Origin of the sequence: Jatrophihabitans sp. (assembly GCF_036388195.1) — a bacterium.
Taxonomy (GTDB): Bacteria; Actinomycetota; Actinomycetes; order Mycobacteriales; family Jatrophihabitantaceae; genus Jatrophihabitans_A.
On sequence record NZ_DASVSG010000106.1, the window covers coordinates 20,447 to 34,466 of the forward strand.

General features: G+C 69.7%; 13 protein-coding genes and 1 other RNA gene. 6 read left to right on the top strand and 8 right to left on the bottom strand.

Annotated features, from left to right (window positions below; all coding sequences use genetic code 11):
* The first annotated feature begins 27 nt into the window (after nucleotides 1-27).
* A complete protein-coding gene (locus VF612_RS10815; RefSeq protein WP_408659860.1) occupies nucleotides 28-1,758 on the top strand; it encodes an NAD+ synthase in 1,731 nt (576 codons plus the stop codon).
* 147 nt (nucleotides 1,759-1,905) lie between these two features.
* Nucleotides 1,906-2,739: a 3-methyl-2-oxobutanoate hydroxymethyltransferase gene (gene panB, locus VF612_RS10820; protein WP_408659861.1), complete on the top strand. Its 834-nt coding sequence runs from the start codon at nucleotides 1,906-1,908 to the stop codon at nucleotides 2,737-2,739.
* Between the two features lie 73 nt (nucleotides 2,740-2,812).
* Here panB and VF612_RS10825 read toward each other — a convergent pair whose 3' ends face one another.
* Nucleotides 2,813-2,995: a hypothetical protein gene (locus VF612_RS10825; RefSeq protein WP_408659862.1), complete on the bottom strand. Its 183-nt coding sequence runs from the start codon at nucleotides 2,993-2,995 to the stop codon at nucleotides 2,813-2,815.
* A gap of 430 nt (nucleotides 2,996-3,425) precedes the next feature.
* On the opposite strand from VF612_RS10825, the gene VF612_RS10830 reads away from it, so the two are divergent.
* Nucleotides 3,426-3,809 (top strand): HicB family toxin-antitoxin system, encoded by a 384-nt coding sequence (locus VF612_RS10830; RefSeq protein ID WP_408659863.1) that lies wholly within the window; start codon nucleotides 3,426-3,428, stop codon nucleotides 3,807-3,809.
* Nucleotides 3,810-3,841: 32 nt separating this feature from the next.
* Here the strand turns inward: VF612_RS10830 and rnpB are convergent.
* The 4 genes from rnpB to VF612_RS10850 all read right to left on the bottom strand — a co-directional run bounded on the left by rnpB (nucleotide 3,842) and on the right by VF612_RS10850 (nucleotide 7,444).
* Nucleotides 3,842-4,256: RNase P RNA component class A (rnpB, locus tag VF612_RS10835), an RNA gene on the bottom strand.
* Nucleotides 4,257-4,308: 52 nt separating this feature from the next.
* Entirely contained in the window at nucleotides 4,309-5,448 is a 1,140-nt protein-coding gene (locus VF612_RS10840; protein WP_408659864.1) for a bifunctional RNase H/acid phosphatase, read from the bottom strand.
* A gap of 14 nt (nucleotides 5,449-5,462) precedes the next feature.
* Nucleotides 5,463-6,203, bottom strand: coding sequence for a zinc ribbon domain-containing protein (locus tag VF612_RS10845; protein WP_408659865.1), 741 nt, complete (start codon nucleotides 6,201-6,203; stop codon nucleotides 5,463-5,465).
* Nucleotides 6,204-6,280: 77 nt separating this feature from the next.
* A complete protein-coding gene (locus tag VF612_RS10850; protein WP_408659866.1) occupies nucleotides 6,281-7,444 on the bottom strand; it encodes a Nif3-like dinuclear metal center hexameric protein in 1,164 nt (387 codons plus the stop codon).
* A 104-nt stretch (nucleotides 7,445-7,548) separates the two neighbouring features.
* Here VF612_RS10850 and VF612_RS10855 point away from each other — a divergent pair, with 104 nt between their 5' ends.
* Nucleotides 7,549-7,776 carry a hypothetical protein gene (locus tag VF612_RS10855; protein ID WP_408659867.1) on the top strand — a complete coding sequence of 76 codons (228 nt, stop codon included), beginning with the start codon at nucleotides 7,549-7,551 and terminating at the stop codon, nucleotides 7,774-7,776.
* 21 nt (nucleotides 7,777-7,797) lie between these two features.
* The gene (locus VF612_RS10860; protein WP_408659868.1) at nucleotides 7,798-8,466 is read left to right on the top strand and encodes an alpha-ketoglutarate-dependent dioxygenase AlkB; all 669 of its coding nucleotides are present in this window, start codon (nucleotides 7,798-7,800) and stop codon (nucleotides 8,464-8,466) included.
* A gap of 9 nt (nucleotides 8,467-8,475) precedes the next feature.
* Here the strand turns inward: VF612_RS10860 and VF612_RS10865 are convergent, their stop codons facing one another.
* Nucleotides 8,476-9,642, bottom strand: coding sequence for a HoxN/HupN/NixA family nickel/cobalt transporter (locus VF612_RS10865; protein ID WP_408659869.1), 1,167 nt, complete (start codon nucleotides 9,640-9,642; stop codon nucleotides 8,476-8,478).
* An 805-nt stretch (nucleotides 9,643-10,447) separates the two neighbouring features.
* On the opposite strand from VF612_RS10865, the gene VF612_RS10870 reads away from it, so the two are divergent.
* Nucleotides 10,448-11,479, top strand: a complete 1,032-nt coding sequence (locus VF612_RS10870) for a hypothetical protein (protein WP_408659870.1) — start codon at nucleotides 10,448-10,450, stop codon at nucleotides 11,477-11,479.
* A gap of 18 nt (nucleotides 11,480-11,497) precedes the next feature.
* On the opposite strand, the gene VF612_RS10875 is transcribed toward VF612_RS10870, so the two are convergent.
* On the bottom strand, nucleotides 11,498-12,055 hold the full coding sequence (locus VF612_RS10875; protein ID WP_408659871.1) for a hypothetical protein: 558 nt from the start codon (nucleotides 12,053-12,055) through the stop codon (nucleotides 11,498-11,500).
* A 280-nt stretch (nucleotides 12,056-12,335) separates the two neighbouring features.
* Complete coding sequence (locus VF612_RS10880) at nucleotides 12,336-13,835, bottom strand: glycerophosphodiester phosphodiesterase (protein WP_408659872.1); 1,500 nt, start codon at nucleotides 13,833-13,835, stop codon at nucleotides 12,336-12,338.
* Nucleotides 13,836-14,020: the final 185 nt, after the last annotated feature.

Consider the following 14,020-nt stretch of genomic DNA (forward strand, 5'->3'; position numbering starts at 1 on the left):
GTGCGGGCGAAGTGGGAGAATGGGCAGGTGAGCGTCCTGCGGATTGCCCTGGCCCAGGTCGACCTCGTGGTCGGCGACCTCGACGCCAACTGCGCCATGGTGCGCGAGCGGGTCCGGCAGGCGGCCGGGGCCGGCGCCCAGCTGGTGGTCTTTCCGGAGATGACGCTGACCGGTTACCCGCCCGAGGACCTGGTGCTGCGCCGGTCCTTCGGGCAGGCCTCCTGCGCGGCGCTGACCCGGCTGGCCACCGAGCTGGCCGATGCCGGGCACGGCGACATCGCGGTGGTGGTGGGCTACCTCGATGCCGACGGCGGGCCCCGCAACGCCGCCGCCTTCGTCCAGGGCGGCCAGGTGGCAGCCCGGTATTTCAAACACCACTTGCCCAACTACGGCGTGTTCGACGAGGCCCGCTACTTCAAGCCCGGCTCCGACCTGGGCGTGGTGGATTTCGGCGGCATCGACATCGGCCTGACCATCTGCGAGGACGTCTGGCAGGACGGCGGCCCGTTCGCCGCCGCGGCGGCCGCTGAGGTCGGGCTGCTGGTGAACATCAACGGCTCGCCCTACGAGCGCAACAAGGACGACGTCCGGCTGGATCTGGTGCGCCGGCGCGCGGTGGAGGCCGGCGCCGCGGTGGTCTACGTCAACCAGTGCGGTGGGCAGGACGAGCTGGTCTTCGACGGCGACTCCTTCGTCGTCGGGGCCGACGGCAGCCTGCTGGCCCGGGCGCCGCAGTTCGTGGAGGGGCTGTTCCTGGTGGAGCTGGACCTGCCGGGCTCTACCGGCAACACGGTCGAGCGGGCCGGCGAGCTGACCGTGGGCCGGTATCGCGCGCCCCTGCCGCCGCGTCCGGTCACCGGCGAGCTGGCCGAGCCACTGGGAATCGCGGACCGGCTGGTCGACGAGGCCGAGGTCTGGGGCGCGCTGGTGATCGGGACCCGCGACTACATCGTCAAGAACGGCTTCTCCTCGGTGGTGCTGGGGATGAGCGGCGGCATCGACTCGGCGGTGGTGGCCACCCTTGCCGCGGACGCCATCGGCGGCGCGAACGTGTACGGCGTGGCGCTGCCCAGCGAATACTCCTCCGAGCACTCGCTGTCCGATGCCGTGCAGCTGGCCGCCAACCTCGGGGCGCCGTTGCAGACGGTGCCGATCGCGCCGATGGTGAACGCGTTCGTCGAGTCCCTGAAGCTGACCGGCCTGGCCGAGGAGAACGTGCAGGCCCGGGTGCGCGGCACCACCCTGATGGGCCTGTCCAACCAGCACGGGCACCTGGTGCTGGCCACCGGCAACAAGAGCGAGCTGTCCGTCGGCTACTCCACGATCTACGGCGACGCGGTGGGCGGCTTCGCCCCCATCAAGGACGTCCCCAAGACCCTGGTGTGGCAGCTGGCCCGCTGGCGCAACGCCGAGGCGGCCCGGCGTGGCCAGACCCCGCCGATCCCGGAGAACTCGATCACCAAGCCGCCGTCTGCGGAGCTGCGGCCGGGCCAGCTGGACACCGACTCGCTGCCCGAGTACGAGGTGCTCGACAAGCTGCTGGCGCTGTACATCGATACCGACGCCGGCTTCTCCGACCTGCTGGCGGCCGGCTTCGACGAGGAGCTGGTGACCCGGGTGTCGCGGATGACCGACGCCGCCGAATGGAAGCGGCGGCAGTACCCGCCGGGCCCCAAGATCAGCCTCAAGGCGTTCGGCCGGGACCGCCGGCTGCCGATCACCAACCGCTGGCGCGAGCACGGCCCGTCCTCGGGCTGACGTGTGGGTCGGGCGTCGCCGGTTGCTGACCGAGCGTGACGCAGCTCTCCTCCGAGTTCCCATTGTCACGGCGCAGGAGCACCATGTAGGGGTCCACCCACCACCCGGGGACCGGCGAGCCGGCCTCGAGGACCCAGAGGACTCGATATGAGCGACACGCTCTATGGCGGCACGTCGACCCGCCGCATCACCATCCGCGATCTGCAGAACGCCAAGCTGTCCGGTGACCGCTGGCCGATGTTGACCGCCTACGACTACACCACCGCCCGGATCTTCGACCAGGCCGGCGTGCCGGTGCTGCTGGTCGGCGACTCCGCCGCGAACGTCGTCTATGGCTACGACACCACCGTCCCGGTCGGCGTCGAGGAGCTGCTGCCGCTGGTGCGTGCCGTGGTCCGGGGCGCCAGCCGGGCGCTGGTGGTCGCCGACCTGCCGTTCGGCAGTTACCAGGCCTCGCCGCAGCAGGCGCTGGAGACCGCGACCCGGTTCCTCAAGGACGGCAGGGCCCAGGCGGTGAAGCTGGAGGGCGGCGCCCGGATGGCTCCGCAGGTCGAGCTGCTCAACTCCGCCGGCATCCCGGTGATGGCCCACATCGGGCTGACCCCGCAGTCGGTGAACACGATGTCGGGCTACCGGGTGCAGGGCCGCGGTGACGAGGCGGGCCAGCGGCTGCTCGAGGACGCCCGCGTGCTGCAGGACGCCGGCGCCTTCGCCGTCGTGCTGGAGGTCGTGCCGGCGGACCTGGCCAAGAAGATCACCCACGACCTCACCATTCCCACCATCGGCATCGGAGCCGGCGTCGAGTGCGATGCCCAGGTGCTGGTCTGGCAGGACATGGCGGGACTGCGGGCCGAGGGCAAGCCGGCCAAGTTCGTCAAGCAGTACGCCGACCTGACGCAGGTGCTGACCGACGCCACCCATGCCTTCGCCGCCGAGGTGCAGGCCGGCGTCTATCCGGGAGCAGAGCACAGCTACCACTGACGGGCCATCTGCCTCGTCCGTGATCAGCCTCTACCGGCGCTGAGATCCGCCGTCGGCGCCGAGGTCAGCCGTCCTAGGCGGCGTCCTCGGCGTCGTAGCGGCGCTCCCGCTCGGCAATGGTGTCCAAGGCGCTGGCGGCCTCGGCTTCGGTGTCGAACGGGCCGATCCGTTGGTGGCTGCCGCAGCCGTCGAACGGCTCGACGGCGTGGTGCTTCTGGCAGAACCAGAAGGTGCCGCTCAAATCCTTGGTACCCATCGGCGACTCCCGCGCGGGGCGACCTCCGGCCGGCCGCCGTCTGCCATCACGCTAGCCGAGCGCCGTCCCTCGGCGGCCACGCCCGTGGATGCGCATTCGCGGCCGGCGGCAGCGCGCTCCCGGCACGTCGCCCTGCACAGCATCGATAAGTGCACTCGGAAACTTCCCATCTGAGTCTAGTCTGCCTAGACTGAAATAGTCTATTCCGATAGACTATTTTAGTGACGAGTGATGAGCACACCCGGAAGATGCTCAGGGAGCTAGCTGGCGCCGGGTGGATCATCATTCGGCACAACGGCCGTCACACAATGTATGGATGCCCGTGCGGGAACCACTCCATTCCCGTTCCCACCACGCATCAGACGATCTCAGCAGGCGTCGTGAACAAGATCCGCAAGTCGATCGCAGGTTGCAGAGGAGCAGGACGAGCATGAAGACCTATCGAGCGGCAGTCGCCCGCGAGGGCAAGTGGTGGATGGTGCGGGTACCCGAGATCGACGGCCTCACCCAAGCACGCCGCTTCTCAGAGGTCGAGGAGATGGCGCGCTCACTGCTCGCCATCGCCCTCGATGTGCCCGAGGACTCCTTCGATCTACGAGTCGAATTGGAGGCGGTCGAGGACGTTCGAGTCACTGAGCGCCTGGATGCGCTGCACGAAGCCGAAAAGAAAGCGCAAGAATCTCAGGCCGAGCTCCGCGAGGCCTCACACAGCCTCGCTGTCGATCTGGCCTACAGAGGAGTGCCGGTCCGCGACATCGGCGCCATTCTCGGCGTCTCGTTCCAACGCGCCCACCAACTCGTGCACTCGCAGTAAGACCTATGCCTCATTTCGGGGCAGCGGGGCGACGGACGAGTCGACCTGTAAGCCGGGTCCTGTGGACGGAGGGACGAGCCCTCCGAACGGCGACCATCCATCTCGGCCTGCCGTCGCCGGCAGGCTCTAGCGGTCTACCCGCAGGCTCGGGCGAGCAGCCCTCGAACGCCTGCGCAGCGCTCCCGGCACGCCGGAGACGCCTCTTGACCTTGCTCCGGGTGGGGTTTACCTAGCCATCCCGGTCACCCGGAATGCTGGTGGTCTCTTACACCACCGTTTCACCCTTACCGGCCGGTTCGGGCGAGCCCGATCCGGCCGGCGGTCTGTTTTCTGTGGCACTGTCCCGCGGGTCACCCCGGGTTGCCGTTAACAACCACCCTGCTCTGTGGAGCCCGGACTTTCCTCGGCACCCTGTCGCCAGGCTGACGCGGTCGCCCGGTCGGCTCGTCCGCCGCGGGCCAATCGTAACCCTTCCGGCCCGCCGCCTCGGTCGTGCGGGTCAGTCCGCCAGCGCGCCCAGGTGCGCGGTGTCGTTGAACGACCGCAGCGACACCGGGCCGTCGGCGTAGTAGTCGATGACGCTGATCGAGGCCGGCTCGAGGAACATCCGCTGCAGCGCCGAGGCCGGGGCGTCCAGGGCGAGCCGCACCAGGGTCTTGATCGGCGAGACGTGCGAGACCACCACGACGGTCTTGCCGCCGTGCTGGGCCAGGATCCGGTCCCGGGCCTGCCGGACCCGCCGGGTGACGGTCTCGAACGACTCACCGGACGGCGGCGCCACGGACGGGTCGGCCAGCCACCGCTGCAGCTCGGCGGGCCACTTCTGGCTCACCTCGGCGTAGGTGTAGCCGTCCCAGTCGCCGAAGTCGGTCTCGACCATGCCGTCCTCGATCAGCACCGGCAGCTCCAGCTGGTCGGCGAGCTGGTCGGCGGTCTGCCGGGTGCGGCGCAGCGGCGAGGAGATCAGCACGTCCACCGGGCCGAGCTCGGCGACCCGGCCGGCCGCCCGGCGGGCCTGCTCGCGGCCGGCTTCGGTGAGCTCGAGGTCCGAGCGCCCGGCGAACCGCTTGGCCACCGAGTACTCGGTCACCCCGTGCCGGACCAGCAGCAGCCGGGTGGGGACGGCCTGCGGCGGCACCCAGGCGCCGAGGTTGTTGGCCGGCAGCTGCTCCTGCACCGGCTCCGCGCGTGCGGAGCCAACCGGCTCGCGTGCGGAGCCAACCGGCGCAGCCGGCATGGCAGCAGCATCCATCGCCTCGTTCGCCAGCCGGTCGGCATGGCCGTTGCGCGCCCGCGGGATCCACTCGAAGCGGATCCGGTCGAAGCCGGCCGCCAGCTCCGCGGCCTGCCGGGCCAGCGGGCGCATCGACGGGTGCTTGACCTGCCAGCGGCCCGACATCTGCTCCACCACGAGCTTGGAGTCCATCTGGACGTCGACGTCGGTGGCGCCGAGCTCCCGGGCCGCGGCAAGCCCCGCGATCAGGCCCTGGTACTCGGCGACGTTGTTGGTGTCGATGCCGATGGCCGCCTTGCGCTCGGCCAGCGTGGCGCCGGTGTCGGCATCCAGGACGACCGCCCCGTAACCGGCCGGGCCGGGGTTGCCGCGCGAACCGCCGTCGGCCTGCACCAGCACCCGCATGCCTGCTCCCCCCGTCACAACCCCGACTCGGCGGTGCGGACCAGGATGCGCCGGCAGTTGTCACAGCGCACGACGTTCTCCGGTTTGGCCGCCCGGACGTCGGCCAGCTCCGAGCCCGACAGCTCCAGCCGGCAGCCCTCGCAGCGGCGCTGGCGCAGCATCGCCGCGCCGACCCCGCCGTTGGCCTCCCGGACCTTGTCGTACAGGGTCAGCAGGTCAGCCGGAAGGCCTCCGGCCAGCTGGTCCCGCTCGGCCCGGCGCTTGCTCAGGGCGTCGTCGATCTCGCCGAACACCTCGTCCCGGGCGGCCTCGGCGGCAGCCCGGTCGGCAAGGATCGCCTGCAGCTCCGCCTGCAGCTGCCCGACCTGCGCCTCGGCCGTCTCGCGGGTCTCCATCAGCTCCAGCAGCTCGTCCTCCAGCACGCCCTGGCGGCGGGCCAGCGAGGTGACCTCGTGCTGCAGGCCGGTGATCTCCTTGGCCGGCACCCCGGCGGAGGCCATCCGGCGCTGGTCCTTGTCCGCGCGCTGCCGGACGGTGTCGACGTCGGCTTCCAGCCGGCGCTGCTCGGCGGCAAGGTCGGCCAGCGACGTCTCGGCATCCACCAACCGGGCCCGGACGCTGGACGCCCGCTGCTCGCAGTCGGCGATGGTGGCCAGCTCGGGCAGGTTGCGGCGCCGGTGGATCAGCTGGGCGACGGCGGTGTCGACGGCCTGCAGGTCGAGCAGCCGGAGCTGGACGAAGGGGTCAGCGATCACGTGCGGGTTCGTCCTCTCTGGCGAGTGCGGGATCGGGCCGGAAGCGAGATGCCCGCCCTGGACAGCCAGTGTGACAGTCAGCCGGCATGCACGGTCCACGGGTCGGTGACCAGGGTGGAGACGCTGACCTCGACGCCGCTGAACCGCCGTCGCAGCAGGTCGGCGGCGACCGGCAGCCAGGGCCATTCGGTGGCCCAGTGCGCCGCGTCGACCAGCGCCATCGGAGCGCCATCGGCGCCGGCGCGCTCGGTGACCGCCTCGATCGTGCTGTGGTGCTTGAGGTCCGAGGTCAGGTAGGCATCGGCGCCGCGGGCCCGGGCCAGCTCGGTGTAGGAGGCGCCCGAGCCGCCGCAGACGGCCACCGTGCGGACCAGCTGCTCCGGACGGCCGGCCGCGCGGACGCCCCACGCCGTGCCGGGCAGCCGCGCCGCCACGTAGCCGGTGAAGTCCCGCAGCGTCATCGGCTCGGCGAGCCCCCCGATCCGGCCGGTGCCGGTGCCGGCGTCCAGCCGGGGTTGCTCGGTGAGCGTGAACGCCACCTCCTCGTACGGGTGCGCCTGTCGCATGGCGGCCAGCACCGCGGCCCGCCGCCGCCGCGGCAGCACCATCGACACCGCCTGCTCGGGCTTGCGGGTGAGGACGCCGACCTCGCCGTCAGCCGGATCGGCGCCGGGCAGCGGCCGGAAGGTGCCCTGCCCCGTCACCGTGAAGGTGCACTGGTCGTAGTTGCCGACCGCTCCGGCGCCGGCCTCGACCAGGGCGGCGATCAGCCGGTCGCCGTCCTCGGGAGGCACGTACACGGTCAGGTGGTCCAGGGGCGGGGCCGGGTCGGGCGCCAGCGGCCCGATCGCGTCCAGCTGCAGGCAGCGGGCCAGCGCCTGCGACACCCCGTCCTCGGCGACATCGGCGTTGGTGTGCGCCACGAAGTGCGCGACGCCGGCCCGGATCATCCGATGCACCAGGCCGCCCTTGGGGTCGCCAGCAGGCACCCCGTGCACGCCCGACAGCAGCAACGGATGGTGGGTGAGCAGCAGCTGCGCCCCGGAATCGACCGCCTCGGCCACCGTGGCCGGCACGCAGTCGACGGCCAGCAGGATCCGCTCGACCGGATCGGCCGGGTCACCGCAGGTCAGGCCGACCGCATCCCAGGACTCGGCGGTGGACGGCGGATACCAGCCGTCGAGGGCCTGGAGCACATCGGCGAGATCGGGCACGGGCAGCAACGCTACTGCCTGCGGCATTCGGCGCGGATACGGGACTTCGCAGGACGGCCCGGCTCACCGGGTGCGTGTTAGCGTCAGCGCTGGACCCAACCGCAGGCGGGCGTTAGGGCGGTGATGGACGGATGGAGCTCTGGCTGGTGTGGGCGGTCATCGTCGTGGGCCTGATCTCGGCCTGCGGCTGGGCGTTGCGCGACACCACCCACCGGTCCGACCTGCTGCGCCGGCACGACCCGCACTCCGCCGGCGCCGTCGAGCTGCTGGCCGACGCCTGGAACCCGGCCACCCTGCCGATGCGCGACCGCGCGTTCGACCGGCCCTCGGATTCGTCCCGTTATCGAACAGGTATTTGATTAACGGTGTAGTCTCGGAGCATGTCCGCAGCACTGCAGGCCTCGCTTCTGGACCTGTCCGACGAGATCGCCCTCGGATCGCTCCGCGGCGCCGTCACCAGGCGCCCGCTCAGCCGTGGCGCCTGGCTGGACGTTCGGCGCGGCTGGCTGACCGGGGCTGACGCGCTGTTCGACAGCCTGCTCGGCTCGGTGCCCTGGCATGCCCAGGAGCGGGAGATGTACGAGCGCATCGTGGCCGTCCCCCGGCTGCTGAGCTTCTACGACGAGGGCGCGCCGCTGCCGCACCCGGTGCTGGCCGAGGCCCGCGAGCAGCTGAGCGCCCACTACGCCGACGAGCTCGGCGAGCCGTTCCGCACCGCGGGGCTCTGCCTGTACCGGGACGGCCGCGACAGCGTGGCCTGGCACGGCGACCGGATCGGGCGCAGCCGCACCGAGGACACCCTGGTGGCGATCCTGTCGGTGGGCGCCCCGCGGCAGCTGCTGCTGCGGCCAAGACCCGGCGCCACCAGACCCGGCGCCACCAGCGGCTCCGGTCCTGAGAGCGGCGTGCTGCGGCACAACCTCGGCCATGGCGACCTGATCGTGATGGGCGGCAGCTGCCAGCGCACCTGGGAGCACGCGGTGCCCAAGACGAGCAAGCCGGTCGGGCCCCGGATCAGCATCCAGTTCCGGCCGCCCGGCGTCCTGTAACGGCGCCGGTCAGCCGGCCGGATCCACCTGGTCCTGGGCCTGCGCGGCGCCGGCATAGCGCTCGTCCACCCTGGCGAGCTTGTAGTAGGCGACCGCTCCGGCCCACACCAGCACGAAGACCACTACGATCACCTGGCCCGCGGTGTTGATGTCCAGTCCCGCGATGAACTCCCAGGGCTGGCCGGACAGCTCCAGCTTCTCCGACAGCAGCCCGAGCACCTCGATCGAGCCGATCACGAACGCCACGAAGATCGACAGCCCGGTCGTGGTGATGTTGTAGTAGATCTTGCGGATCGGGGTGACGAACGCCCAGCCGTAGGCCTTGCTCATGAACACCCCGTCGAAGGTGTCCATCAGCGACATGCCGGCCGCGAACAGCAGCGGCAGCGACAGGATCGCCAGCGGCGGCAGCGAGACGCCGCTGGCGCCCACACCGACGGCGGCGGTGGCCGACAGGCCGAGGAAGGCCACCTCGGTCGCGGTGTCGAAGCCCAGCCCGAAGAGCAGGCCGACCGGGTACATCTGCCAGGAATGGTTGATGAACTTGTTGTAGCGCCCACGGAAGATCCGGTTCAGCAGGCCGCGGTTGGCCAGCAGGACGTCCAGCTCCTCGGGCTGGTACTCACCCGCCTTGGCCTTGCGCCACATCTTCAGGATGCCGACGAGCACCGCGAAGTTCAGCGCGGCGATCAGGAACAGGAAGGTCGCCGAGACCAGGGTGCCGATGATGCCGCCGGTTCCGGCGAAGCTGGCTTGGAAGCCGGTCGCGGCCTTGGTCGCGAAGGCGATCGCGATCGAGAGCGCCAGGACGATGGTGGAGTGGCCGAGGGAGAAGAAGAACCCGACCGCCAGCGGCCGCTTGCCCTTCTGCAGCAGGTACCGGGTGGTGTCGTCGATGGCGCTGATGTGGTCGGCGTCGAAGGCGTGCCGCAGGCCCAGCCCGTAGGCGAGCGTGGCGGCGCCGGCGAACACCAGGTTGCCCTTGCCGTCGCCGAGGGAGTGGAACTGCGGCTGGGAGTTGTAGTAGTAGAACAGCCCGAAGCCGGCGACGTGCAGCGCGGCGACGAAGCCGAAGAGCCCCACCAGCCGGAACACCTCGTCGCGGGTGAAGCTGATCCGCTGGGCGGCGGCCGGGCCGGCCGGCGGCTGCGGACCCGGACGAGTTGCTGTGCTCATGACCGCGCTTTCACTCGGCTCCCGCCGCGACGACGGCCTGGGCCGACGCTATCCGGGGTCCGAGCCTTCTTGCAAGTCAGTTGCAACAAGACGCAGGGACTGCTGAGCGTGCCGGGGCAGGGCATGCGCAGCCCTCCCGGCCGAGCGGCGCAGCCGGTCCAGCGGGCAACTCATGGCCTACCTGGCAGCAGCACGGCTGACTGTCCTGGCCCACCGTTGTGGACAGCAGAGCGGCTTGAGCAGTTCCTACTGAGGGAATGGTCCTGATGGAGAAGACCTATGAAGGCGGGTCTCCAATCCGGCACCATTGCCGCCATACTGGCGTAGACACTACGTCTAGTTAATTAGGTAACCTCCAGAAGGTCATCCAGTAATAGACAAAGTGTCTACTAAAGCTGTCAGCATTGAGCAATCGTGCTACAGATAAGCATGTCGCGTAAGGGTGACAGATCCGGACCTCGCGGGTACGTTCTGTAACGGTCGATACGGGGGGTTGGAGATGAGAGTCGGCCCAAGCCTGGGCACCACGCTGCCTGATCGAGCCCTGCCACTCAGCCGGTATCGCCCAGAAAAAAGGCGCCCGAGACTGCGTCAGCCATCCCGGGCACCTCAGAGCTTCTCGACGCGCTTAAGCTGCGCGCCAGTGCCAGCTGTTCATGACTACAACCTCCCTCCCGTTAGATGATAGGCGCGATGACCTTCCCAGCGGTGGAGTGCTTCGCGCTGAGCCCGAGACAGTGTGAGCTATCCCGGACACCACGAAGACTTTTGACGCGCTTAAGCTTCGGGCCAGTGCCAGTTGTTCATGACCGAAACCCCCTTCACGTCTGATGGCAGGCGCGCGAATATGACCCTCTTTACAGTGGAGTGCTTCGCGCTCTTGACGACGCTGAGTCTCGCTTATTCGACCTCTCTAAGGCGAATAGAGAGGTTACGACGCGCCGTTACTCTTGACCGGATTCCCGACATGGCAGGAATCTGGACATTCGCTGCTGCTGTCGTCCTTCCCCTGCCCCTGGTAGCGGCGCTCATAGTCATTGCTTCGGCCGCCGAATGGCCGTCGCGCAAGGTGGTTGAGAACGGTCGGCCTGGCAAGTACGTGGTGAGCGTCGGCGCATTGGTTGCAGCCAGCTTGGCAGGGTCTCAGGTGATGAACCTTGTGCCCGGCGCCCTGGGGATCGCGCTCGCCGTCCCCACGTTCTGCCTGCTCAACGCGGGGTTCGTCGCAGTCCTCGTATACGCATCGGGCCATCGTCACGTGCTCAGGATGTTTCTCGACCCACGCGCACATGCAGTCGAGGTCAGCACTCAGGTAGTCGGAGCCGGCGTGGGCCTAGCCATGATCACCTGGCATCCCCTGACAGGCATCGGTGCTCTCGGGTTGCTGTACGTACTGCACCTCGCCTCGGCCCGTCATGTTGTCGAGGTCACCGAATCGTTCGACCCTGCCACCAGGCTGTGGTCCGAAGACGCCTGGCGGGTGCAGGCTCACCAGAAGCTCCATGATGCCCACGGCCACGTCGCGCTGCTCATGATCGATCCTGACGAGGCCGGCCAGGAGCGCCAGATCATCGAGTCGATCGAGTCGGGCCTCGGCCCGTCGGACCTGCTGGGCCGGTACGGCACCCGGCAGATCGTGGTGCTGATTCTGGTCGGGCGGCCCGAAGCAGGCCGCTTCCTGGCCGCCGGCTTCCGGGCCGACCTAGCGGCTAGCGGCATCAAGGCAGCGCTGGGCTTCGCGGCCACGGACGACTCCGACCTGGAGGGGCTGCTGATCGAGGCCATGTCCGATCTGATGGCTCGGCGTGCCGCGGCAGGCGTCCACCGAAGCTGGTAACAGAACCGCACTCCGTGGTCAGCTGCCCTCGGCCACCTCTTCGTCGACGCCCTCGATGGCCGACGCCAGAACACCTTCCAGGAACGCCAGCACCGACGCCAAGGCAGTCTCCCCCTCCGAGCCCGCGGTCCTGCTCCGGTCACCCAGCTCCAGCAGCAGGTCGGTGACCTGGCGCCGCTCCGCGGTCGTGAAGCCCGAGATATCCAGCGACCCGGGCCGCACCGGCGCGTCAGAAGACGCGGTGAACGCCCGGATGAGCCCCGCCACCGCCTGGGCCTGCTCGATCGTCAGCGCACCGGTCGAGGCCGGCAACATCGACGCCAGCAACGACCGATCCTCCGACACATCGATCTGGAACTGGGTCGCGTAGCTCAGCACCACCTCACGGGCGTCGACCCCGAGCGCGCTCGCGGTGCCCTCGATGACCTCCCGCGACTTCGGCCAGCCCTTGACATGACCCTTGCTGATCTTGCCGAAGGTCTGATACGGCACCGAGCCGCCCGAGCGCTCTTCCAGTTGCCGCAGGGTCAAGCCGGTGGCCAGCTTCTGACGCACCAGTTGCGCGATCGTCGGCACCTGCCCGGACCCTGGGTCAACCACGACGTTAGATCGACCCCTCTCGATGCTGAGCAGCGGCGGCCAGTCCGCGCGATGGTCCCGGCGGTCCCCCTGAGCCGTCTACCAAGGTAGAGGCAACCCAGCCTTCTTATCCCGGATTCTCCGAACTACACACCCGTAATTGCGCTCATGAGCGCCCATTCACGGGCCTGCGGGCGTCACCAGCAAGCAGGCTCACCAGCGACCGACGCGCCGAGTCAGCTAGCCACGCCGTTCCTAACGTCCGTGGTCAGAACAGCTAGCCGACCGAGAACTCCCGCAGCGACACCGCCGCCCGCCGGTCCGAGCTGGACCGGCCGATCGCGACATAGCCGCCCCGGACGGCCGAGTCGTGCACCACGACCTCCTCGGCGTCCGGGACGTCGGCGCGGCGCCAGATCAGCGACTTGGGTGAGACGTCCAGCCGCAGGGTGGCCCACTGCCCGGCCTGCACCCGTGGTGACCGGGCCTGGCCGAGCAGCTCGTCCGGGGCGCTCGCGCTGTGCCGGTAGATCCGCAGCGTGCCGTCCGGGGACATGGTCGCGTGGTAGCCCTCGCTCAGGCTCAGCCCGTCCTCGTAGTAGCGGTCGTCGAGGTGGCAGAAGACCAGCGTCACCGTGGCCGACGGGTCCGCGGGCAACCGGTCCCAGGCCGCCGAGAACGTCAGCCGGTACTGCGAGGCCGCCGCGGGTATCGGGCACAGCTGGCCCAAGGTGATGAACTGCCGGGCGTCCTCGGAGCCCAGGGTCAGCTCGTTGACCGCGGTCCAGGCGCCGGCCAGTGACCTGCTGTCGGGCATCTTCGGCTTCTCGCCGGAGGAGATCCGCTTGCTGGCCCAGCTGTCGGTCGTGGCGGCTGCGGTATTGCTGGTGGTGTAGCCGTAGTCGGAGGTGACCGCGCCGCTGACCCCCAGCCGGAAGTAGTGCTCGGCGTCGGCGCGGCGATGGACCGGGTAGACCACCAGCGGTATCTGGTGCGCCTTGGCCGAGGCGATCAGGGCGTCGGGGTGGTAGGTGACGTAGTCGCCGGTGTCGACGGGCATCACCAGCAGGTCGTTGCGGTCCAGCCGGGCCGCCGCGATGGCAATGGTGGGCTCGTTCATGTCCGCCGGGCTCAGGTAGGAGAAGATCGGCAGCCCCGCTGCCTTGGCGTCCCGGATGCGGCCGCTGGAGTGATAGGCCTTGAGGATGACGCTGTCCATCAGGCCGAGCCGTTTCACCATCGCGATCATCGACGGGTACGCCCGGTCGTCCTTGGCCTCCAGGGCGATCACCACCTTGCCGCCGAACTCGGTCAGCACCGCCTCCAGCCGGGGGATCTCGGGCAGCGGGGCCTGCACCCAGGCCGGCCCGAGCTGGGGCTGGCGGATCGCGATCCTGGACAGCACCGAGGACGGCTGATCGGCGACGAAGCCCCTGCCCGTGGTGGTGCGGTCATAGCTCAGGTCGTGCAGGCAGATCAGCACGCCGTCCAAGGTCATGTTGACGCTGACCTCCAGGCACTGCGCGCCCAGCTCCACGGCCGCCCGGTAGCTCGGCAGGCTGTGCTCGGGGTAGACGTCCCCGGCGCCGCGGTGGGCGATGGCGAACGGCGTGCCCCGCTCAGCGGCCCAGGACCGCACCGTCACCGGACCGGAGCCTGGTGACCGCCGGGTCGTCTTGCTGGCGGTGGGCCGGGCGCTGGAGGAGTCGGTGGGTCCGGAGCACGCGGCCAGCAGGCCGATGCCGCCGAGCGCGCCGAGCAGGGTGCGCCGGCTCACCGGTCGGCCGAACGGCGCTGGTGGGTTCGAAGGCAGGGATGGCTCTGCAAGCACGGGTCGTTCTGAAGGCACGGGTTGGTCTGAAGGCACGGGTTGGTCTGAAGGCACAGGTTGATCCAAGGGCAGTGGTTGATCCAAAGGCACTTGCCGAGTCTACCTAACAGACGCTTTATGCACCTGCCAGT